At 42.1% G+C, this 22596-nt stretch carries 17 protein-coding genes and 2 riboswitches; of the genes, 11 read left to right on the top strand and 6 right to left on the bottom strand.

Annotated features, from left to right (window positions below):
• The first annotated feature begins 297 nt into the window (after nt 1–297).
• Together ASU00_RS16665 and ASU00_RS16660 are read left to right on the top strand one after the other, a co-directional pair.
• Nucleotides 298–1698 (top strand): YfcC family protein, encoded by a 1401-nt coding sequence (locus ASU00_RS16665; RefSeq protein ID WP_057914608.1) that lies wholly within the window; start codon nt 298–300, stop codon nt 1696–1698.
• A gap of 18 nt (nt 1699–1716) precedes the next feature.
• Entirely contained in the window at nt 1717–2856 is a 1140-nt protein-coding gene (locus ASU00_RS16660) for a M20 metallopeptidase family protein (protein WP_057914607.1), read from the top strand.
• Between the two features lie 103 nt (nt 2857–2959).
• Here ASU00_RS16660 and ASU00_RS16655 read toward each other — a convergent pair whose 3' ends face one another.
• On the bottom strand, nt 2960–4498 hold the full coding sequence (locus ASU00_RS16655; protein WP_057914606.1) for a methyl-accepting chemotaxis protein: 1539 nt from the start codon (nt 4496–4498) through the stop codon (nt 2960–2962).
• Nucleotides 4499–4555: 57 nt separating this feature from the next.
• Nucleotides 4556–4637: riboswitch (cyclic di-GMP riboswitch) on the bottom strand.
• 139 nt (nt 4638–4776) lie between these two features.
• On the bottom strand, nt 4777–5022 hold the full coding sequence (locus ASU00_RS16650) for a hypothetical protein (RefSeq protein WP_057914605.1): 246 nt from the start codon (nt 5020–5022) through the stop codon (nt 4777–4779).
• Nucleotides 5023–5312: 290 nt separating this feature from the next.
• Between ASU00_RS16650 and ASU00_RS16645 the strand changes: the two genes are divergently transcribed.
• The 4 genes from ASU00_RS16645 to ASU00_RS16630 all read left to right on the top strand — a co-directional run bounded on the left by ASU00_RS16645 (nt 5313) and on the right by ASU00_RS16630 (nt 8203).
• Complete coding sequence (locus tag ASU00_RS16645) at nt 5313–6089, top strand: transporter substrate-binding domain-containing protein (RefSeq protein ID WP_057914604.1); 777 nt, start codon at nt 5313–5315, stop codon at nt 6087–6089.
• A 58-nt stretch (nt 6090–6147) separates the two neighbouring features.
• Nucleotides 6148–6792 carry an amino acid ABC transporter permease gene (locus tag ASU00_RS16640; protein WP_057914603.1) on the top strand — a complete coding sequence of 215 codons (645 nt, stop codon included), beginning with the start codon at nt 6148–6150 and terminating at the stop codon, nt 6790–6792.
• On the top strand, nt 6789–7523 hold the full coding sequence (locus ASU00_RS16635) for an amino acid ABC transporter ATP-binding protein (protein WP_057914602.1): 735 nt from the start codon (nt 6789–6791) through the stop codon (nt 7521–7523). The genes ASU00_RS16640 and ASU00_RS16635 overlap by 4 nt, the downstream gene beginning before the upstream one ends.
• A 197-nt stretch (nt 7524–7720) precedes the next feature.
• Nucleotides 7721–8203: a coiled-coil domain-containing protein gene (locus tag ASU00_RS16630; RefSeq protein ID WP_152983773.1), complete on the top strand. Its 483-nt coding sequence runs from the start codon at nt 7721–7723 to the stop codon at nt 8201–8203.
• A gap of 584 nt (nt 8204–8787) precedes the next feature.
• Here the strand turns inward: ASU00_RS16630 and ASU00_RS16625 are convergent.
• Complete coding sequence (locus ASU00_RS16625) at nt 8788–11298, bottom strand: NEW3 domain-containing protein (protein ID WP_057914600.1); 2511 nt, start codon at nt 11296–11298, stop codon at nt 8788–8790.
• Between the two features lie 238 nt (nt 11299–11536).
• Between ASU00_RS16625 and ASU00_RS16620 the strand changes: the two genes are divergently transcribed.
• The 5 genes from ASU00_RS16620 to argH are packed head-to-tail and all read left to right on the top strand — an operon-like array spanning nt 11537 to nt 18161.
• The gene (locus ASU00_RS16620) at nt 11537–12763 is read left to right on the top strand and encodes an ROK family transcriptional regulator (protein WP_057914599.1); all 1227 of its coding nucleotides are present in this window, start codon (nt 11537–11539) and stop codon (nt 12761–12763) included.
• The gene (locus tag ASU00_RS16615; protein WP_057914598.1) at nt 12763–13848 is read left to right on the top strand and encodes an extracellular solute-binding protein; all 1086 of its coding nucleotides are present in this window, start codon (nt 12763–12765) and stop codon (nt 13846–13848) included. The genes ASU00_RS16620 and ASU00_RS16615 overlap by 1 nt, the downstream gene beginning before the upstream one ends.
• Before the next feature lie 15 nt (nt 13849–13863).
• Nucleotides 13864–14976 (top strand): ABC transporter ATP-binding protein, encoded by a 1113-nt coding sequence (locus tag ASU00_RS16610; protein WP_057914597.1) that lies wholly within the window; start codon nt 13864–13866, stop codon nt 14974–14976.
• Nucleotides 14973–16661, top strand: coding sequence for an ABC transporter permease (locus tag ASU00_RS16605; RefSeq protein ID WP_057914596.1), 1689 nt, complete (start codon nt 14973–14975; stop codon nt 16659–16661). The genes ASU00_RS16610 and ASU00_RS16605 overlap by 4 nt, the downstream gene beginning before the upstream one ends.
• A 15-nt stretch (nt 16662–16676) precedes the next feature.
• Nucleotides 16677–18161, top strand: a complete 1485-nt coding sequence (gene argH / locus ASU00_RS16600) for an argininosuccinate lyase (RefSeq protein ID WP_057914595.1) — start codon at nt 16677–16679, stop codon at nt 18159–18161.
• A gap of 711 nt (nt 18162–18872) precedes the next feature.
• Here the strand turns inward: argH and ASU00_RS16595 are convergent.
• From ASU00_RS16595 to ASU00_RS16585, 3 genes are all read right to left on the bottom strand, one after another.
• Nucleotides 18873–20351 carry a sodium:solute symporter family protein gene (locus tag ASU00_RS16595; protein ID WP_057914594.1) on the bottom strand — a complete coding sequence of 493 codons (1479 nt, stop codon included), beginning with the start codon at nt 20349–20351 and terminating at the stop codon, nt 18873–18875.
• Nucleotides 20348–20548 (bottom strand): DUF3311 domain-containing protein, encoded by a 201-nt coding sequence (locus ASU00_RS16590; RefSeq protein ID WP_057914593.1) that lies wholly within the window; start codon nt 20546–20548, stop codon nt 20348–20350. Before ASU00_RS16590 ends, ASU00_RS16595 begins: the two co-directional genes overlap by 4 nt.
• 190 nt (nt 20549–20738) lie before the next feature.
• On the bottom strand, nt 20739–22073 hold the full coding sequence (locus tag ASU00_RS16585; protein WP_057914592.1) for an amino acid permease: 1335 nt from the start codon (nt 22071–22073) through the stop codon (nt 20739–20741).
• Nucleotides 22074–22239: 166 nt separating this feature from the next.
• A riboswitch (glycine riboswitch) is annotated at nt 22240–22318 on the bottom strand.
• Between the last annotated feature and the right edge of the window lie 278 nt (nt 22319–22596).

Here is a 22596-nt window from a genome sequence, read left to right as displayed (position 1 = left end):
GCCGTATACCGAACGGTACGTACGGTGGTGTGAGAGGTCGGAGGCTAGGCGCCTCCTCCTACTCGATTTCCTTATAGGGATAACACGTATACCAGATTGGTGTATATGAAAAATTCAGAAGAATATTATTATTTAAGGATATTACTTTATATATAACGATTTCTAAAACCTACTTAAATTAATATGTAAATTAGGATTGTATTAATATAGAATAATATGTATAGTTATTTAAAAATAATAATTAATAGAATGAACTATATAAGTGTTAACTTTTCGAATAAGGAGTTTTGACAAAAGATGTCTAAGGAAAAAAAAGGTGCTAAAAAGAAAACGGGCATTAACGCACATGTGTTAATCTTCTCGTTAATCGTTATTGCGGCAGTTTTGACATATATTGTCCCAGCCGGTCATTATGATAAGGTTGAGGTTAAAGGTCGTAGTGAGATTGATCCGGATACATTTACATTCATCAATAGTGATCCAGTGGGGTTATTGGAGTTGTTCAGTGATATTCATACAGGTATGGTCAACGGTGCAGGGACGATTTTCTTCGTCTTAATCATCGGAGGAGTTTTCGGTATTATTAGTGCAACAGGGGCGCTTGAAACGTTTATAACGTCATTTGCCCGAAAGATGGCGAATCGCGAGAAATTAATCATACCGGTCTTGATGTTGTTTTTCGCGATTTGTGGTGCGACGATGGGGATGTCTGATGAGACGGCAGTTTATGTAGGTTTGCTTGTACCACTTACGATCGCTTTAGGGTTTGATGCGGTAACCGGTTTTGCGATCGTCGTGGTTGGTGCATCTATGGGCTATACAGCTGGGTTCATGAATCCCTTTACGTTAGGGGTAGCACAGGGCATTGCGGAGCTTCCAACCTTTTCGGGTATGGGCTATCGTCTGATCGTTTTCGCTATCTTCTATATTATGGCCGTCATGTTCGTTTATCGACATGCGATGAAGGTGAAGGCAAATCCGGAGCTTGGCACTTATGGCAAGTTCGGGCGTTTAAATCAGAATATAGAAGAACAACCAGCAGTGAAAATGACCTTTCGTCATAAATTGGTACTAGGTGCATTTTTCCTTAACTTCATCATCTTAATTTTCGGAGTGATGAAATATGACTGGTATGTTACGGAGATTGCCGGCCTGTTTTTGATGTTCGGCATTATCATGGGAATACTCGGTAAACTATCGCCATCCAGCATTGCCGATAGCTTTGTGAAGGGCGCCGCGGAACTAATTGGCGGTGCCATCATTATCGGTTTGGCACAAGCAGTTCTTGTTATTTTTGAGTCTGGAGGATTAATGGATACAATCCTTTACTATGCTTCCGATTTATTGGATATAATTCCTTCGGGTTTTACCGCTGTGGGCATGATGATTTTACAGCTCATCATTAATTTCTTGGTTCCTTCTGGAAGTGGACAAGCGGCACTTACCATGCCGTTAATGTCACCTCTTGCAGACCTTGTAGGTGTAACAAGGCAAACGGCCGTGCTTGCATTCCAATTCGGTGATGGAATCGCGGCAAGTATATTCCCAACGAATGGTGCGCTCATTGCATCTCTTACGATTGCGGGAATCCCATGGAACAAATGGGTGAAATGGTATATCCCGTTCTTCATTATCCAATTGATTGTGTGTGCGATATTATTAGTTGTGGCAGAGTGGATCAACTACGGACCATTTTAAGAAAAGGGGGCTCTTTCAATGTTTGAAACGTTAGCGAAACAGGCGGTGGCAGATCGGCGCTACCTACATGAAAACCCGGAACTCTCTGGCAGTGAGTGGGAAACAACGAAATTCATACGTGAGCGACTTGAAGCATTGAATATCGAGATATTGGACTTCGATCCACCCGGTGTCATTGGTTACATGAAAGGAACGCAGGGAGAAAAAACGATTGCCTTGCGAGCAGACATCGACGCATTGCCAATCCTTGAGGAGGGAGATAAGCCGTATATCTCCAAGGTAAATGGTGTCTCGCATGCTTGCGGGCATGATGGTCATACAGCCATTCTGCTTGCGGCAGCGGAGTGGTTCAAGGAACCTGGGAATGAAGTGGAACCAAACATTTTATTCATCTTCCAATCAGCAGAGGAAATTACGCCAAGTGGTGCTGACCGTCTCATTAAAATGGGTGTATTGGATGGTGTAGATACGATTTTCGCTATTCATTTGTGGCAAAGCATGGAAAAGGGGAAGATGGGCCTAAAAGCTGGTGCTGCGATGGCTTCTGTAGATGACTTTGAAGTGAGAATCCAAGGCTCAGGCGGTCACGGTGCAACCCCGCATGAAACGGTCGATCCGATTTATATTGCATCTTATTTAATCCAAGCGTACCAAGGCATCATTAGTCGTAAGCTCAACCCCGTTCACTCAGGAGTATTAACGGTGGGGAAAATAGAAGGCGGCACTACGTATAATGTGATTCCCGATACTGCGAAGCTAATCGGGACCATCCGCGCATTATCTGTAGAGTCTGTTCAAACAATCCAACAGCAAATGGTGCAAATCACTGAAGGTCTTTGCCAAACCTTTGGTGCAAAAGGGGAAATTGATTTCATCGTTGGGACACCTCCACTTGTGAATGATTCCAAAGAGGCGGCATTTGCGGAGTCGGTCATTCGAAAAACGTTTGGTGAGGGACGTTTCCAAACGGTTGACGCATATATGGGAGCCGAAGATTTTTCCTATTACTTGCAGAAGAAGCCAGGGGCGTTTATCTTTGTGGGAATGAACAGTGAAAAGAGTGCATACCCGCATCATCATCCAAAATTTGATATCGACGAGGATGTCTTCGCTGATGCGATTAAGCTTTTTACAGAAATCGTAAAAGAATATCGATAATAATCTAACCTGAATGACTCCGGCACGGCTGCGGAGTCATTTTTTAATTTTATATGAATGAAAAATTTGAAAACCCGTACTCATTGGATACGGGTTTTATCGTTTAAGCTGGCGCTTTTTGATTTAGATTGACAACCAAATCCGTGACTTGTTTTGCCTGATCCTCAAGGTGAAGAGACTGCTTCATCAAAGAATCCATTAAGAAAGACTGTTCACTTGTAGAAGTGGCGATTTGCTGGTTTGCGGAACGAGATTCCAGTGAATGATGCAGAATGGACTCAAATACTTGATGAACGGCCCTGTTCGTTGCCGTTAGTTGATACATGCTTGATTCATAGAGTCTTAATAATAGGTTCACCTGTTCATTCGAAGAATAGATTGATCCGAATACATGCTGAGATTCGTCAGCAATCTTTGCTCCTTTTTCTACATCCATAATCGAATCCTTCACTTGCTTCTGTATCAATTCCATTTCGTCTTGGATTTTACTGACCACACGGACAATCTCTTGGGCAGATATATCTGACTGGTTAGCCAGGTTTCGGACTTCTTCTGCAACAACGGCAAATCCCTTTCCTGCTTCTCCTGCACGTGCTGCCTCTATGGAAGCATTAAGGGCTAAGAGATTAGTTTGATCAGAAATACGGTTAATCATAATGGTAAATTGCTCAATATCTTGTATTCGCTGTTTAAAACCATGAATCGTATCTGCCAAACCAGTTACATGTTCATTGACTAATTCGAATTGAACCTGAAGTTTCTTCATCATCTGCTGACCGGTATCCACATGACTGCTGGTGGAAAGGGAGTTCTCAGAAATCTCATTCGTGCGCTTGCTCAAGTCGAGAACTTGTTCTTCCATGTTCTTCAGCTTCATCATATTGGATTGTGTCAAATCCAGATTGCGTTCCGTTTTTAAAGTCATGTCTTGGATACTGTCATTAATTTGGGCTGAGGCACTATTGGTTTCCTGACTCGTTCCTTTAATCTCCGATGAGACAAGCAGCATATCTTGTGACATCAAATCCAATGCTGTAAGCAGCTCGGTTGTTTTTTGCTCGATTTTGCTGTTCTGCTCCGATAAGCTTTTTTTCATCGATTTCTTGTGCAAAAGCAGAACGATTGTTGCCCCGCTAGTCAAAATTAGAAAGACAGCGTGTACCAGCAGAAGCGAAAACGAATAATTGGATGTTCCGCAAAGAAGCTCCGGAAATAAGAAGTAACCTGCCAAATGCTGTATGGCAAAAATCATCGTGCTCAATAAGACAAGCAAGACCGAATCAAAGAAAGCGATTAAAGCGATGACCATAAAAATCGAAAAATGGTATTCAACCAAGCCATTTCCTCCAGCTATCATTGATATGGACGAAAATGTGAGGCATAGCGTAATAAACCAAGGCAGCAACGGATGATTTCTATCCTTCTTATAAAAAATGCTGGCCATAAGGAAGAATAGAATCGGGAGCAAAAACAATATGAAAAGAGAAGATGCTAGATGAGGAGGAAGCTGAGCAATTCCCCGCATAACAAGATAATCTTCTAAAAAGCCGGTGTACCTGTGCAAGAAATGAATGAAAATCCCCATTAAAACTGTACCTGCACTAAACAATAGCATTAAATAATTTCCTTTGAATTTATTCATGGTCATACTCCTCAATCAGTTAATAATCCAGAAAAAAAAAGCCAACTAAACATAATGTTTAATTAGCCGGTTGCGCTACTGACTCCAAACTATCCAAGCGCTCATATACGGATAGTTCTTCATAGTCTCGGGATTCAGTTAATATCTATATCGGTTCGGATTTTGAAATCTTAAAGATTTATAATATGGAGGCAAAAAAATTTTCAGACCAGGGTGGGCCCCTCTTTATGATTTTTCAGGGAGGATGTGTAAATGATTATGTGAAGCGGAGGTTCTGATCATTTCTTTTTATTTACTTTCTCATTCCCGTGTTTGAAATTACCCGTAATTTTGGCGAGAAGCAATTGTACCTCCAATATGTTGTTTTCAACGTCTTTAAGCCTTTTTATCAGCCGTTCTGCTTCTATTTCCTTTACGACCTTTATTTGCTTATTGTTGAAATAAATGATTATAGTTGCTTTTTTCGTAAGGATATAAGTGAAGAGTTCTTCCATCAATTTATTCCGTTTATCTATTTCGCTCATCGTATTCTCTCCTTTATATAAAGTATTTACCATGTGATCGCGAAGGTGTTGCTGGTTGAATTTGAATAAGAGCGACTCCTCGGAAACTGTATTGGCCATTTGGATAGAGCAATCCCTTTCGATTTTTAATATTCCGATATCTTAGAAGCATTAGGGAAAACCTCCAAAAATATTATTTGAAGAAAATAATATTTATTCCAAAAATTCATATTATAATACTTTATTCTTATGCTATATTATAGGGAGAATTAATTATTATCACGCATAATCAAAGAATTGGAGTGATTTCTATGAAGAAGCTTGGTTTACTTAGTCTGTTTTTGATTTTGACTATCTTTATCTCGGCATGTGGGAGCAATGATGGTAAAAATGCAGGTGAGGAAAAGAAAAATGAAAAAGTATATAAAGTTGGCGTGGATACGACATATCCACCGTTTGAATTTAAAGAAGGAAACGAATATAAAGGCATTGATATTGATATAATCAATGCAATAGCGAAAGACCAGAATTTTAAAATCAAGTTAACTCCGATGGATTTCGGCGGAATCATTCCAGCGATGCAAGCCAACCAGCTTGATCTGGCCATTGCAGGCATGAGCATTACCGACGATAGAAAAAAGATTGTTGATTTCTCTACGCCATATTTCGATGCAGGCTTGACTGTCGTCGTTACGAAGGATAATAAGACCACTAAATCGGTTGCTGACCTTAAAGGGAAGACAGTAGCGGTCAAAAAAGGGACAACGGGTGCTAAATACGCTCAGGATAATGCTAGTAAATTAAAGATTAAAGTGGTTCAGTTCAATGACTCTCCAGCGATGTTCCAAGAAGTGTCGAATGGTAATGCCGATGCACTTATAGAAGATTATCCTGTTATCTCCTATGCCATCGCCCAAAAAGACCTTGGTTTGAAAACCGTAGGTGACCGCTTGAATGGGGACAAGTATGGAATAGCTGTATTGAAAGGCGAAAACCAGGATTTATTGAAGAAAATAAATGATGGTCTTGCCAATCTGAAAAAAGACGGCAAGTATGATGAAATCATAAAAACGTATCTTGGTGAATAAATAAAAGGCTCAATAAGCGCGCCTAAGGCGCGCTTTCTTTTTCGGAGGGGTGAAAGAAATGGATATAATTGTTGCGGCATTGCCTATGTTAGTAAAGGGACTTCAGGTGACGCTATACATCTTTGTGATTGCCATCATCCTAGGTTTTTTGATTGGTTTAGTAGTGGCCCTGCTACGACTTGCCCCTCTCAAGATCTTGAACTGGATTGCAAAGGTATATGTGGATGCGATACGAGGGACACCGTTCATCGTTCAGTTGTTTTTTATATATTTCGGAGTGAACTCACTAAATATCATTTCGTTGAACAGTACGACAGCGGGAATCATCACCGTTGCGATCAATGCAGGAGCATATTTTGCTGAGATAATAAGAGCGGGGATACAATCCATCGATAAGGGTCAAACGGAAGCGGCAAGGTCAATTGGGTTCACTGGAACTCAAGCGATGCGCTATGTCGTACTGCCACAAGCCTTTAGAAGGATGCTTCCCACCATTACGAACCAATCGATCATTAGCTTGAAAGATACCTCCCTATTATCCGTCATCGGGATTGCCGATTTAACGCAGCAAGGCCAGATTCAAGCTTCGGCAACGTTCGAGGCATTCAAGATTTGGCTGGTTGTCGGTGTGATTTACTTTATCATCATATATGCGATAACCCTTATTGCCAATTTCATTGAAAGGAGGGTTCAAGTGCGATGAGCATCATTACTGTAAGAAACCTGAGAAAATCATTTGGAGCTGTAGAGGTTTTAAAGGATATTAATGCAGAAGTGCAGGAAAAGGAAGTAATTTGTGTAATAGGGCCTTCTGGATCTGGAAAAAGTACATTTCTCCGCTGCCTGAACCTTCTTGAAGAGGTTACGGGCGGTGAGGTGGTTGTAAACGGACATAATATAACCGATCCGAAACAGAAAATCAATATAAACAAAGTCCGCCAAGAAGTAGGCATGGTTTTTCAACATTTCAATCTATTTCCTCATAAAACCGTTATGGAAAACATAACGTTGGGGCCTATTAAAATTCGTGCCACCGCTAAAGCGGAAGCGGAAAAATTAGCGCTTGTGTTATTGGATAAGGTTGGACTTAGGGAAAAAGCAAATAGCTATCCAGGAGAACTTTCCGGTGGACAAAAGCAGCGGGTCGCCATCGCAAGGGCATTGGCGATGAATCCGAAGATCATGCTTTTCGATGAGCCGACTTCTGCGCTTGATCCTGAAATGGTCGGAGATGTTTTAGAGGTAATGAAGCAACTTGCTAAAGAAGGCATGACAATGATCGTCGTCACGCATGAAATGGGCTTTGCCCGCGAAGTGGGTGACCGCGTCATTTTCATGGATGGAGGGTATATCGTTGAAGAAAATGAGCCGAATCAACTATTCGGCAACCCTCAGCATGAGAGAACCAAATCTTTCTTGAGTAAGGTGCTATAAGCAGGAAGTGAGGATGGACAAGAACGTAAGATGTGATTGTCCATGACAGAAGTTGTGCATAAAGTGTGGACAAAGGTATGCGGTACAGGAGGGGAAGCCCGATCGCGCATGCCTTTCCCTTCACTTTGTGCATAACTTTTTTTTTATTTAGGGAAAAGAAACCTTTTGCAGCTACATGCAAATGCAGATCATTAATATTGAAGGTGTTTATAGTTTGTGGTGGTGTACTTAGTCCGTTTCATTTCACTGCAGGCACTCCCTTTCCGCAGGCGGTCCGTGAGCCTCCTTGGCTTTCAGCCTGCGGGGTCTCACGAAGACGCGCATTTCCCGCAGGAGTGTCGTTGCCTTCCGTTTCTTTCAACTTTGCGTTAAAACGAAGATGGTATCCAGATGGTCCACATGTAGCTGGCGAGAAACGGTACAAAAAGCATGTGAAAAGTACGAATATTATGAGATTCCTCTTCAAATTCGAGGCAAAGTCTAAACTCGCGAATAAAATCACGAAACTCACGAATAAAGTCGATAAATTCACGAATAAAATCACGAAACTCACGAATAAAGTCGATAAATTCACGAATAAAATCACGAAACTCACGAGTAAAGTCGATAAATTCACGAGTAAAAGCACGAAATTCACGAGTAAAGTGGTTAAGTTTGCGAGTAACGCTCCGAAATGGTGAAAGAAAGCAGTAATTATACGGAGAACCCGGTCCAAATTCGAGAGTTAAGCAAGAAATTGACGAGAAAGGGCCCCGATTATGTGTGAAAAGTGCAATTTTTATGAGCAACCGCCTCAAATTTGATGCAAAGTCGAAACTCGTGAGTACCTGTACTTCGAATGTTTCCTTGCACTGCAGGCACTTAGCTTTCCTCGGGCGGCTCCACCCTAAGCGTAGGGTTTCTCTTGGACAGAATTCCTAAGAGGGACTCTTGTATGGCCGATTCAATCAACTCAAATAGTAAATAATAAATAAAACCGTCAGAGGAACGCAATGATTTTTGTTCGTATTCGTACCATCTGGAAATAAATTTGATACTCATCTTTAAGGGCCTCTGGTTGAGTGATTGAGAAAGTTGGAATATTTAAAGCTTGTCGCAGATTTAGCTTGCAATGCAGCTAGCTTCTGTAAGCATGACTACGTGAATGTCGAACCTCGCTATAGCTACTTCAATTTCAATTAAAAAATCAAAAAGGTTTCGGAATTTTCTCATTCCGAAACCTTTTGGGCTTTATGGTGACATAAGGAATAGACAAGTGTTTTGTTTACTGTGATCCGTAACTAATCAAGTTCGTCATGATTCGGTAGCCGCCTGGGACCTGGCCTTGAATTTGCCGGTATAGGACAAGGTTTGTGTAGAGATAAGTGCCTTTACCGTATTTGGCCATGAGGATTCCGGCATCAAATGGTTCTTCATTTGGATCAGCCATGGAAATGAACGTTTCGAATCGATCGTCCCATTTCATTGGGAAGTATAATCCTCTTTCTTGGACCCAATTGTTCCAGTCGTCACTGGTTATGTTATTTGGATAGTTGAAAAGCGCTGATTCAGGTTTTAACACGTTTACAGCGGCTTTTTCATCGGTTACCCTCCAGCGGATGGAAGGATTTCCGAGGGTAAGCGGGTATGGAGCAGTTTTCATGGCATCCCAGCCGTCACCAGGTTTGTGATATTGAACGACTAGGTGACCGCCATTTTCAACATATTCCAGTAATCGGGCGTTGTTTGCCTTCAGATCTTCCCTCGATAGATAGGCACGTATGCCTGTAACGATTGTGTCGTATTGGTTCAGATCACCTTTTGCTAAATCAGCTTCGGTTAATTTTGTTATAGTAAGGCCTGCATTGCTCAAGTAATCTGCCACTTTATCGAATCCGCTTTCGATGTAACCTACTTTTAATGAAGCTGGCATCAATAGCTCAAATGCAACGGTGTTGATTTGCGCTGGATATTGGTAATAGAAAGTTCCAATATGGTCATAGGAAATTTCTTGAATCGTAGAATCGAAGGTTTTTCCATTGACTGCAGCAACGGCTTTAACTTGATAATCACCATTTTGAATCGTCTTCGGTGGAGTGAGAGTAAACCTCACTAGTTTTTCTTCTGATTGTTCATGGAATGATACGGTGGCCTCTTCGGGTTTCACTTTCCAATTTTCCGGAACCTTTAAAGCGACCTTTGCTGATGCTTTGCCTTCGGTATAATTTTTCAAGGTAACGGTCACTGGTATTTCTTCCTTTACATCTGCTGTATTTACGACAATATCTTCAGGAGAAAGGGTGAGGCCAACGTCAGGAAGTACAGCGATCGTTCCATCCAAATCTTCGGTGATGGAGGTTTTTGTGCTGCCGTATTTATAAGAAATGCTCGTTGTAATGGCTGATTCGTCATAGGCGTGATAATAGTCAGCATCTTCAGGAACTTCAACCAGGTAGGTCATTGTCGCTGATTTATTTGGTGCTAGATTGACATTTTTAAGTTTTGTTTTGGTCTTCCATCCTTTAGGCACGTTCAATGAAGCAGCGAGTTTTTTCAATGTTTGTTTCCCGTTATTCTTCACGGCTACGGTTACGTACGTACTTTGCCCTTTCGTGAGGATGTTTGAGGCTGCTTCAGCTTGAACTTCGAGTCCTGAAGAGACATAACTGACGTTTTGCAATTGATCTTCTTTTAATGAGAGCTTATGGAGCAAGTCGTTCTTAATGGCAGGGCTTAGCTTTGCCTTTTTGACTTGCGCAGTAATTGAACGAACATTGGAGAGAGCTGTTTGGGTTTTGGAGAATACACGTTTTTCATTTGGATAAGCAGTAATAACAGCGTCCAAATTCCGTTGTAAGTATTTAAAATCAGCACTTAGTTTTGAAGCCGAGTGAGGGAGTTTGTTAGCCCAGTCAGTGAAATCATAAGGTACGCCTGCAAAAAGGTCTGACTGGCTTTTTGTATCAACGGCACTTTGCTTCAAATCTAGATGGACCTGGCGCGGTTCTGCAGGGATATCGGAACCCATGCCTTGGCTTTTATGCAGATAGCGGGATTGTTCCCCAAGCTGCGGGTAAGTCATACCGTAAATTGGATCAAAATCACCAATTTCAATCGAAGTATCAGCTTGATCTCCCGAAGAAACAGGTAAATATAATTTTTTTACTTGCCATACTGATAGACCTTGTTTCAATTGCTTTGGAAAAACAGTTGGATCGGCGGCATCCTTAAAGGCCCGTTCACTTAAGATTGTCATGGTTCGATGATGTCCATGCTGGGAATCGTCATTTTGGAAGGATGGCATCAATATATCAGGCTGATACGTCCGAATAAAGTGGATAAGACGTTCATATGTGAGTTCCTCGCCCCATTTTTCCAATGTTTCCTCTGGTGTTTTCGAGAAACCGAAATCATAGATGGGATCAGAGGTGGTTTCACTTAGATGATAGGCCTTGACCCCGGTGATTTTTGCAGCTTCTATCATTTCCCTTGAACGGATGATTCCAAGAGCATTGTCCAATTCATCCCCAATTTCATTTTGTCCTCCTTCACCACGGTTTGCAATCAGGCTCGAGGTCTTCACACCTAGCCCTCTCGACAGATACGCGAGAAAGTCGCTGCGTTCATCATCTGGATGGGCACCGCTGTTCAAGAAAGTCACGGTTGTTTCGAGCGGCTTGACCGCATTCCAGAGCTCAACATCATTGGTTTCATCAGGATTTGCTAAAACCCCATCTAACGGCAATAGTACAAGCACCAACAAAAAGGAAAGAAAAGCTAGCCATACTTTTTGCATTTCTTATTTCAACCTCCTTCGATTATTAAAAATCAGTAAAATTTTGTGGAGAGAGAAAATGTAGGTTAGTACTGTTAGCGAACTAACCTGAAGAAAGATGATATTTAATGAATATCATTTATGGTTATATTTGTAAATGATTAGAAGTAACTATTATAATCAGTGGATTTAAACGAGTCAATTTCCCAATAATTGATTAGGCATTTTTACTAACTAAATAAGGTAAGGCCGTGATGTGATGAGTATAAAAAGAACACCCCGTCAACATAAATATGTCAATAAGAAAAGAATCATGACATGCATCCGAGAATGTTCACCCGTTTCAAGGGCTGAAATCGCCGTTAAGCTTAAGTTAAGCAAACCGACTGTTTCTCTGGCTGTGGATGAACTTATCCAGGAGAAATGGGTAGTGGAGAAAGGGATAGGAGAATCTTCTTCGCAAGGTGGGCGGAGGCCTATCCAGCTCTTTTTTAATGAAAAGGCTGCCTATATCATCGGGACTGACATCGGCGGAACGAAAGTGAAAATCGTTTTATGTGATTTATGCGGCAACATCCTTGCAGATACTAGTTTTTCAACAAACACTTATTTGCAAGCAGGTATTCTTAAGCAAATGGCAATTGAAACGGAACGGTTAATTGCAAAGAATCAGGTTTCGAAAGACAGGATATTAGGAATGGGGGTGGGAATTCCCGGTATTACGCAAACGGCAAGCGGATTAGTCATAGAGGCGCCGAGTTTAGGGTGGGTACAGTATCCATTTATAGCCGAAGCGAAACGGTATTTTAATTTCCCCATTTATATTGATAATGATGTAAATGCGGCTGCCCTTGGTGAACAGTGGCTGGGAAATGCGCAAAATAAGCGGAATTTACTGTTCATTGCAGTTGGCACGGGGATAGGAAGCGGCATCATCTTGAATAACCAGATATACAGAGGGGCTTCAAGTGCAGCAGGGGAAATCGGATATATGGTAACGAACAAAGAGGATCTTAAGCGAGAATTCAAGCCGGTTTTCCATAGATACGGCTATTTGGAAAATGTCGCAGGAGGAAAATCAATTGGCGACCAATTTACGAGAGCTGTTCTTAAGGATCCGCATCATACTTTATTTGAGCGAGCACAGTCTTCTGGGCTATCAGGGGAGGATGCTTTTTTATTCGCCAAAAAAGGAGACTCGGCAGCTTTAGCCGTAATTGATGAAGCCATCGAACATTTAGCCTTCGGAATAGTGAATGCAGCTAGTTTGCTAAATCCAGAGGTGATTATTTTAGGAGGTGGTGTATTACATTCAGCTGAATACATTTTGCCTAGAATTCGCGAAATCATTGATCGATATCTTCCCAGTTTAGTAGAAATGAAAACTTCACAGCTAGGAGAAAACGCAGGCGTTCTTGGCGCGGTTTCCCTATTTTTAAGGGAGCATGAAAGCATTTTGAATTTTCATGATGAGGGGGATTATTAATGCAAAATAGGAAAAAGTCGTTCGTATCAGCACTTTCCTTATCGGCAGCTCTATTGATTTCCGGGTGTAGTGGCTCTGACACGAAAACGAGTACGGAATCTGGTGGAGCCAAGGGAGAAAAATTGGAGGATAAGATTGTCGTGTATTCACCGCATGGCAAAGATATATTGTCAAAATTCGAAAAACAGTTCGAGGATAAATATGGGATTGATGTTGAGTGGCTTGACATGGGGTCCCAGGAAATCCTTGACCGTGTTCGATCAGAGAAAAATAACCCGCAGGCAGACGTTTGGTGGGGGGCACCTTCCACGAACTTTAATCAAGCGAAGGATGATGGGCTGTTGGCTGCCTATAAGCCTACTTATTCCGAGAACCTCGATCAAGGATTCCACGATCCGGAATGGTATTGGACGGGAACGAGTCAGACGCCGGAAGTCATTATGTATAACAGCAAAGAATTATCAAAAGACGAAGTACCGAAAGATTGGGATGAGCTGCTTGATCCGAAGTGGAAAGATGAAATCATCATCCGCTATCCATTAGCATCCGGAACGATGAGGACGATTTTTTCTGCGATGATCTATCGTACGTATAAGGACACAAAAGATCCTGAAGAAGGATATGACTGGTTAAAGAAGCTCGACCAAAACACAAAGGAATATTCAGCTAACCCTGAAATGATGTATAACAAAGTAGCTAAAGGGGAGGGCTCACTTTCCGTTTGGGCCATGCCGGATGTTGTCATGCTTAAAGAAAATAAAAATTATCCGTTTGAGTTCGTCATTCCAGAAAGCGGAACGCCAGTGTTGACTGAAGGCATTGCCGTTGTTGAAGGCGCCAAGCATCCTAAAGCGGCTGAAGCTTTTTATGAGTTTGTGAATTCACCGGAAGCCGCAAAAACCCTGGCAGAAGAATTTTACAGGATTCCGACTAGAAGTGATGTGAAGGATTTACCAGAATGGATTACGGAAACAGAAATTAAAGCGATGGATATTGATTGGGATGTTTTCCAAGAAAAAGGTGACGAATGGATGAAATATTGGGACGAAAATATTAAAAGCGGAGATAAAGAAATTAAAGAATAAGGAAGTGTCGTTGGGATGGCTTCAATAAAAATAGAGAATGTCCAAAAAGCCTTCGGGAAAACGATAGCTGTTGACTCTTTGAATCTGGAAATTAAAGAAGGGGAGTTTTTTACCTTTCTTGGTCCGAGTGGCTGCGGTAAAACGACAACGCTTCGGATGATTGCCGGTTTTTATTATCCAACAAAAGGTGTCGTCCGATTTGGCGACAAAGATATGACGCGTGTACCTCCGGAGAAAAGAAATACAGGCATGGTTTTTCAAAACTATGCCCTCTTTCCTCATATGACCGTTTTTGAAAATGTAGCGTTTGGCTTGCGTGTGCGAAAAGTTTCTTCAGCTGAATTAAAGAGAAGAGTGTTGGATGCCCTCCAAAAGGTCAGGTTGGAGATTTACTCGAATCGTCAAGTGAGCCAGTTAAGCGGGGGACAGCAGCAGCGCGTGGCCCTTGCGAGAGCACTTGTAATCGAACCGGAGATATTGTTGCTGGATGAACCATTAAGTAATTTGGATGCCAAGCTTCGTGATGAAATGAGAGTGGAAATCTTAAGGTTGCAGCGCGATTATAAAATTACCACCATTTATGTCACACATGACCAGGCTGAAGCATTATCAATGAGTGATCGGATTGCTGTGTTCAATTATGGTGTATGTCACCAGGTCGGGACGCCGGCAGAAATTTATAATCAGCCGGCCAATGACTTTGTGGCGAGCTTCATAGGTGAAATTAATCTATTACCGGTTCAAGTGGAAAGCGTTCAACCAGAAAATAAAGTCGTTGCTCTTAAGAACGTTGAGCAGCCGGTTAGGTTATATGTTCAAAATAAAACTGGAGACGAAGATTCCATTTTACAGACTGATGATAACCTCGCGATTTCGATTCGTCCTGAAGCTATCAGGATATTAGAAGCTGACGAAGACGGAATGAATATCTTTAAAGGGAAAATCAATTCCGTTCAATTCTTTGGGTCGGTTGTGAATGTCATGGTCGATGTTCAAAACGTGTTATTAAGGGTTGACGTATTCAATACACATGAATTTGGATACTTTTATCAAGGAAAAGAAGTGTATGTCCAACTTCCTGAAAAACAGCTTCGCCTCATTCCAGTCATAAGCGGTGATGCTCCATGATTAAAAATCGTGATACGAGATTGACGATTTGGCTGCTTATACCAGTTGTATTAGTGCTCGTAGCGTATGTTCTCTATCCATCATTGAGGACCTTTATTGAAAGTTTGCAAAAAGATGGGACGATATCTCTCGGAAATTATCAGGACTTTTTCGTACAGGAATCGAAAACGAACTTAGAAGCGCTATGGAATTCGGTTTATATATCGATTTTAAGTGTATTGGCCAGTGCCTTGATTGGCATACCACTCGCATTTATTTTCAACCGTTACGATTTTCCTGGCAGAAGCTTTTTTTCATCAGCAGCGATTTTGCCGATTGTTCTTCCGTCATTGGTAGGGGTTATGGCCTTTATGTTTTTATATGGAGAATCGGGATTGATTCCCAATGCCATCAAGGATCTATTAGGGCTCGATAAAGTACCTTTTAAAATCGGCGGGGTGTCGGGAATCCTGATCGTGCATGCCTATACGATGTATGTCTATTTTTATATGACCGTATCCGCTGCGATCAATAAAATCGATCCGTCGCTAGAAGAAGCTGCTTATAACTTAGGTGCAAATAAATTCAAGGTATTTTGGAAGGTGACTTTTCCATTATTGACACCTGCCATCGTTGCCGCATCTTTGCTTGTTTTCATGATTTCAATGGCTTCTTTCAGTGCTCCATTTTTATTGGCTGGCGGGTACAGGGTGTTGAGTCTGCAAATCTATTTTTCAAAAATTAATGGTGATATGGAGATTGCCGCTACTCAATCGGTCATTTTATCCATCGTTTCAATTGCATTTCTACTATTCATGCGTTGGTACCAGAATAGGAAGGATTATCGCATGGCTTCGAAAGGAATTGGTGCACACAGAAGTGAAGTGAAAAATCCGTTTATAAAGTGGGTGATGGCCGTAATAGGAATCATCGGCGTATTGATTCTGCTTTTACCCCACTTTACGATTCTATTGCTTTCTCTTGTGCCGGATGGAACCTGGACATTCCAAACGTATCCAACCGTATTTAATGTGGAAAATTACAGGCTTTTGTTTGAGGATCCTAATATTTTTAAACCGCTGCGAAATAGTTTACTGATGGCTGTTATTGCAACATTGGCAAATCTGGTATTCGGGGTCATCGCATCCTATGTGCTTGTCAAACGGAAATTCATCGGGAAAAGTTTTGTTGATATTTTAGTCATGATTCCCTGGGCATTGCCCGCAACGGTCATAGGGATGAACTTGATATTCGCATTTAATGAACCTAGCGTTTTTTCTTTCGGGCAAATACTCGTAGGAACATTTTGGATTTTGCCACTTGCGTATTTCATCAGACATATTCCACTCGTTGTCCGCTCGACTAACGCTGTCCTTGAGCAGCTTGATGACTCAATTGAAGAAGCTGCCCGAAACTTGGGGGCAAAGTGGTTTTATACGTTCAGAAAGGTCATTTTACCAATTATTATGCCTGGAGTTTTAGCAGGGACTTTATTGGCCTTTATCGAGTCTGTCGGAGAATTCCCAACTTCAGTCCTGTTGTATACGATTATAAACAGACCGATATCCATTGAAATTATGAATCAGTTTCGGATGTTCAATATGGGGCAGGCAGCTGCCTATGGGATGATTCAAATCACGCTGATTGTCATCGTTCTCTATATTTCGAACAAGTTTTTTGGAATCAAGGCAGAGAAAGCCTTATAAACCGGGGGTACAAAGATGAGTAAGCTTGATGAATTTATCAAAAATGAAGGTAGTGTTTTTCCAGGAAAAACATATGTAGAAGAGCTTCTAATGCCTGTTTTTAATGACCAAAGAGATTACTTATTTCATGTGATGTTCGATATTCATCGTGCACATGTCATCATGCTTTCAGAACAAAAGATCATTAAAGAAGAAGAAGCAAAAATCATGCTGGATGGAATTAGGAAAGTGGCACAAACAGATCTCACCCAGCTAGCTTATCAACCTCAATTCGAAGACTTATTTTTCATGATGGAGGCAAAGATTGGCGATGAAATCGGCCATGAGCTAGCTGGAAAGATTCATATCGGTCGCAGTCGTAATGATATGGGCGTTGCGATGTATCGGCTTGTTTTGAGAGGACATCTACTCCGATTGATCGGCTATTCACACCAATTGAGTGAAGCATTCTTGGTGCAAGCAGAGAAACATATAGAAACCTATATTACTGGTTATACGCATACCCAGCCGGCCCAGCCGACTACATTAGGCCATTATTTTTTAGCAATTTATGATGTACTTCAAAGAGATGTTGAACGTTTATGGTCAGCCTATGAAACGGTGAACCAATCTCCTCTCGGTGCGGCGGCATTAACCACGACTGGATTTCCAATCAGCAGGGATCGCACCGCTGAACTGCTCGGGTTCGATTCAATTATTGAAAATTCCTATGACTCGATCGGAGGGGCCGATTATTTATTGGAAACCGCAACTGCCATCATGACGTGCATGGTCAATGCTGGAAGGTGGATTCAAGATTTCTTGCAGCATGTGACAAGGGAGTATGGCACCTTTTCTGTCGCAGATCCTTATGTTCAAGTAAGCAGCATCATGCCGCAAAAAAGGAATCCAGTTTCAATTGAACATTCGCGTTCGATTGCAAGCAGTGCGTATGGTGATGCACTTGCTGCAGTGAATATGATCCACAACACACCATTTGGTGATATCGTCGATACCGAGGATGATTTACAGCCGCATTTATATCGAGCCTTTTCGAATGCAAGCCGTGTCATGAAACTCATGTACGCCGTCATCTCAACCTTGAACGTACATGAAGAACATACTAAGAAAATGGCCGCAAAATCCTGTATAACGGTTACTGAATTAGCCGATACGCTATCAAGGGATTACGACATATCCTTTAGAAAAGCCCATTCCATAGCAAGCCATATCGCAAAACGGTCGATAAGTGAAGGCAAAGAGCTATATGACTGGGACACAAAGAACATTAACCAGATGATAAATGAATTCGTTTCAGTTTCTATAGCAGAAGACAAATGGAAAAAAATCATCTCTCCCGAATACTTTGTCCAGATAAGAAGCATTCAAGGCGGACCCAGCCCGAAAGAAGTTACCCGGATGATTGTGAATAGAAAACAAAAACTAGAACGACAGAAGAAGGAATATAACGAAAAAATCAACGTTTTGAATGACCGAAGGAAAGCCTTGGTCGATTATTGAAGTTATCAAGCAACAGGTGGGGTCAGGTGCTACAGGTACCGCGGGCAACCCGCCTCTGGAAAGCTAAGTGCCTGCAGTGAAATGAAACGGTCCATTGTACAAATCCAACAACTGCGGGTAATAGAGGTTTAATCTTAGATTTCATACAGAGTTGAATGAAACGATAGATGTCCAATTCTTTCAAATTCGTGGGCAAAGGGAATGCCATCCTTATGTTCACGCAAAGTGGAATGAAACGGAAGGCAACGACACTCCTGCGGGAAATGCGCGTCTACATGAGACCCCGCAGGCTGTAAGCCGAGGAGCTCCCGGACCGCCTCTGGAAAGCTAAGTGCCTGCAGTGAAATGAAACGGTCCATTGTACAAATCAAACAACTGCGGGTAATAGAGGTTTAATCTTAGATTTTATACAGAGTTGAATGAAACGATAGATGTCCAATTCTTTCAAATCTGTGGGCAAATGCCATCCTTATGTTCACGCAAAATGGAATGGAAAGGAAGGCAACGACACTCCTGCGGGAAATGCGCGTCTACGTGAGACCCCGCAGGCTGAAAGCCGAGGAGGCACACGGACCGCCCGCGGAAAGGGAGTGCCTGCAGTGAAATGAAACGGACTAAGTAAAACTATGGGTTTCATCCTTCGAGTTCTCTACAGTCTAAGGCCCAGTCTGTTTGACTGAGCCTTTCGTGTATTATTTCCTTTTAGGTGCTTCATATATTGTTAAAGGATTTAGGTGTAGACTGAACCTTCTGCTTCCTGAAAACAAAACTAACCGTGATCATCACCAAGAAATTGACCGCCAAGGCGATGATTCCGACATTCAAATCTTTCGCTTCTTGTGGCAAGGATGGAAGCAAGGTTCCTATTGTTGAAGAACTGAGGGTAATGCAGGTTACGATGAATAATCCGGTGATGATGCCGGCCAATGCGCCATATTTATTGATCGGATTATTCTTCTTCAGACTAAAGATAAGCGACGGGAATAGCTGCGTAATTAGACTGTATCCCATAAGAATCAATGCTGACATCGTTTCGCCCCCGTTTAAGGTGAAGTAGACGGCTATAAGGGCTATGACGGGAACAAGCATTTTTGCCAATCTGACTACATCCCGGTCGGATACTTTCGGTGCAAACTCCTTATAGACGTTGTTAGCGAGCAATGTAGCGACGCTCATTAAAAGCATGGATCCAGGAACCAATGCGGTCAGCAATCCGGCTCCGCCAATTACGCCGATGAACCATGGATCGAAGGTCTCGATCGAAAGACGCAGCAATGACAAATCTGCATCTGTTCCAACGAGTCCAGGCACTTTCAATATAGCTGTAAATCCGACAAAAAAGACAAATAACAACATGAGCGTATAAATGGGACTGATGATGGCATTTTTTCGAAATACCTTCCCACTTCGCGCAGAATATATCGCACTGAAAACCTGGGGCCACATATAGAAACCGAATACGAGCAATATGACCGTGGAGATGAACCAGGAAACGCTAAGTCCCTGCTCAGGAAGTTTCAGAAAACCGGGCTTGGCCGCATCAATCGCTTCAAACATCGGCTGAAACCCACCAAAGTAATGAATCGGCAAATAAATCCCTAAGAAGGCTATAATGGCGATCATCATGATATCTTTAATGACTGCCGTCCAAACTGAACCGTGTATACCGGATATCATCACATAAATGGTCAGAGTGATTGCGCCCATCCAAACCGCCGCTGACATGGAGATGGCCCCATAAGATGCTTCTGATACAATGATTCCCAATCCCCTTAGCTGCACGACAATCACTGGAATCATCGACACCACACCGACAATCGCCGCCAAAATTCCGAGAGCCGGGCTCTTGTATTTGCTTACAAAAAAATCCGATTGGGACATCAGTTTATTTTCTTTGGCATATTTCCATATTTCCGGTAGGAGCCAATAAGATAAGACGTAAGACAACGTAATGTAAATGAGGACATATAAGGCAGGTGCACCCTTGCCATAAGCCCAGCCGCTGCCGCCAAGAAAGGAGAAGGTCGTATAGATTTCACCGGCCATCAGTAAAAAGACGAATATCGCCCCAAATCCTCGTCCGCCGACCGTCCATTGCTCGAGGTTCATATCCTTTCCTTTGGAAGAGCGAATGCCTAGAAATATCGCTATAAGTAAAAATGCTAAAATAATGACAAGGGCGCTATTCATTCTTGATCACCTTCGCGATTCCTTGGATCCAGCTTATACATGAGGCCCAAAATGACAGAGGTAAGGACCACCCACATCGACATCCAAAATATATTGAAGGGCATCCCCAATACATATGGTTCTATTCTATTCACAAAAGGCAGGAAACCTAGTATGCCTATAAAAGGAACTAGTGTAAGGATATAGATCATCTTCATTAAACAAACCCCTCCGTTTTATATAAAGTGATGCGTTCGCCATCTTTCTTAGGCAATCGGCCGATGTTATATAGCTTACACTATTTTGATATAAATTTTAATGTGGGTGCTTATATATTTTACCAGCCCGAATCATGGGAAGGATAAAGCCCTGAATTCCAATGAGTTCAAGGGCTTCATCATTTCGCTATCATTTTTTATTTTTGTAAAGAATCACAAGGAGAATGAACCAGATCGGCGTCATCATCAGTGATAGTCGTGTAGCTTCAGCGACAAGCATGACCAGCAGGATGAACACGAATAATCCTAGGATCAAGTAATTGACCAGGGGCGTGAAGGGGGCCCTGAAAGTCGATTTAGCCCTTAGGTCCGGCCGTGTTTTTGAATATTTGATATGGGAGATCAAGATGATGCTCCATACCCAGATGAAACAGATGGCACTGATGGTCGTCACAACGGTAAAGGCCTGTTCCGGTATCAGCTTGCTTAATAATGCTCCTATAGAGACAACGATTGTTGATGTGAATAAGGCATTGCTTGGAACAGCCTGTTTATTTAAATGTGCCAGTTTAGCAGGCGCATCGCCATTCCTGCTTAATGAATAAAGGATTCGGCTTGTTGAAAATAAACCGCTGTTGCATGCAGAAGCAGCAGATGTCAAAACGACGAAGTTGATGATTCCAGCAGCGACAGGAATCCCGATCAACGCAAAAACTTCAACAAATGGGCTGCTCGTTGCCTTCAGTTGCGTCCAAGGGTTCACTACTAGAATGACGAATAGGGCGCCAACATAGAATAGTAAAATCCGGACAGGGATTTTATTGATGGCAGACGGAATGTTTTTTCTCGGGTTCGCCGTTTCTGCTGCAGAAACCCCAACCAATTCGACCCCTACAAAGGAGAAGACGACCAATTGTAAAGACAAAAGGAAACCGGAAATGCCATTGGGGAACATGCCTCCATGACCCCATAGATTCGTAACGGAAACCGTTCCCGTACTCGTCTTGAAGCCGATGAGCAACAAAATGATTCCTGCGATGATCATGGCGATGATCGTGACCACTTTAATGATGGCGAACCAAAATTCCAATTCACCAAATAGCTTGACTGTCAAAAGGTTCAATCCTAACAGAATGACAAGGCATAGCAGAGCTGGAATCCATTGAGGGATTTTGAACCAGTATTGCATATAGACACCGACGGCGATGATATCGGCCATTGCAGTCATGATCCAACAGAACCAATAGGTCCATCCTGTCACGAATCCAGCCCACGGTCCGATATATTCTGTTGCAAATTCGGTGAATGACGTATACCCTGCATTGGATAAGAGCAGCTCACCTAACGCCCTCATGACAAAAAATAAGGCCAATCCTATTATTAGATAGGAAAAGATGATGGATGGACCTGCCATTTGAATCGCTTTTCCGGATCCTAAAAATAAACCGGTGCCAATCGTTCCTCCTATCGCAATCAATTGTACATGACGATTCTTTAAATCTCTTTTTAACTCCTGTTTAGCCAATCCATACTCCCCCATTTTTTAAAAAATCTTAGTAGTGAAAAATGCTTTCAAGCCGGCACGGTCTTGGAGAGAGGGACGTGAATCGTCGCCTTGTTTTGTGGACAATAAAAAAAGAGATTGGATAATACCAATCTCTTAAAGGGTTTTAGAATAACAATTTATCATTCGTTACTCTTCTGTCCTTTTGCCTGAGATAGTGAATCCTTCGGCGCTGCATCTTGTACAGTCTCTCCAGAAGCTGCTCCTGCTATAGTGTCATCCATAGCATTCATCGCTTGCTTGTATGCGGTTGTCAACAAATGTCCTGCCGTGAAAGAGGCTCTTCCACAGCCGAAACATTCATGATACTTATAAAATAATAGTCGAATCTTATCATTTATTAATCTATCGGTCAATAAGTTATTTTTGGCTGATGGATACAAGTGGAAAATGATAGGATAGTTGAAAAGGTATCTTTGCGTGAACAGTGCATCCGTACAACCTTATTCACAGTAAGCGATCACTTGCTGACAATGTTAAGCGA

The sequence above is a fragment of the Peribacillus muralis genome, from assembly GCF_001439925.1.
GTDB classification, from domain to species: Bacteria; Bacillota; Bacilli; order Bacillales; family DSM-1321; genus Peribacillus; species Peribacillus muralis.
This window is presented reverse-complemented; position numbering and strand designations above follow the sequence as displayed.

What these genes read in the sequence shown, in the direction of transcription:
- ASU00_RS16665 (WP_057914608.1), top strand. Translation starts at nt 298, where the DNA reads ATGTCTAAGGAAAAAAAAGGTGCTAAAAAGAAAACGGGCATTAACGCA.
- ASU00_RS16660 (WP_057914607.1), top strand. Translation starts at nt 1,717, where the DNA reads ATGTTTGAAACGTTAGCGAAACAGGCGGTGGCAGATCGGCGCTACCTA.
- ASU00_RS16655 (WP_057914606.1), bottom strand. Translation starts at nt 4,498, where the DNA reads ATGAATAAATTCAAAGGAAATTATTTAATGCTATTGTTTAGTGCAGGT.
- ASU00_RS16650 (WP_057914605.1), bottom strand. Translation starts at nt 5,022, where the DNA reads ATGAGCGAAATAGATAAACGGAATAAATTGATGGAAGAACTCTTCACT.
- ASU00_RS16645 (WP_057914604.1), top strand. Translation starts at nt 5,313, where the DNA reads ATGAAGAAGCTTGGTTTACTTAGTCTGTTTTTGATTTTGACTATCTTT.
- ASU00_RS16640 (WP_057914603.1), top strand. Translation starts at nt 6,148, where the DNA reads ATGGATATAATTGTTGCGGCATTGCCTATGTTAGTAAAGGGACTTCAG.
- ASU00_RS16635 (WP_057914602.1), top strand. Translation starts at nt 6,789, where the DNA reads ATGAGCATCATTACTGTAAGAAACCTGAGAAAATCATTTGGAGCTGTA.
- ASU00_RS16625 (WP_057914600.1), bottom strand. Translation starts at nt 11,298, where the DNA reads ATGCAAAAAGTATGGCTAGCTTTTCTTTCCTTTTTGTTGGTGCTTGTA.
- ASU00_RS16620 (WP_057914599.1), top strand. Translation starts at nt 11,537, where the DNA reads ATGAGTATAAAAAGAACACCCCGTCAACATAAATATGTCAATAAGAAA.
- ASU00_RS16615 (WP_057914598.1), top strand. Translation starts at nt 12,763, where the DNA reads ATGCAAAATAGGAAAAAGTCGTTCGTATCAGCACTTTCCTTATCGGCA.
- ASU00_RS16610 (WP_057914597.1), top strand. Translation starts at nt 13,864, where the DNA reads ATGGCTTCAATAAAAATAGAGAATGTCCAAAAAGCCTTCGGGAAAACG.
- ASU00_RS16605 (WP_057914596.1), top strand. Translation starts at nt 14,973, where the DNA reads ATGATTAAAAATCGTGATACGAGATTGACGATTTGGCTGCTTATACCA.
- argH (WP_057914595.1), top strand. Translation starts at nt 16,677, where the DNA reads ATGAGTAAGCTTGATGAATTTATCAAAAATGAAGGTAGTGTTTTTCCA.
- ASU00_RS16595 (WP_057914594.1), bottom strand. Translation starts at nt 20,351, where the DNA reads ATGAATAGCGCCCTTGTCATTATTTTAGCATTTTTACTTATAGCGATA.
- ASU00_RS16590 (WP_057914593.1), bottom strand. Translation starts at nt 20,548, where the DNA reads ATGAAGATGATCTATATCCTTACACTAGTTCCTTTTATAGGCATACTA.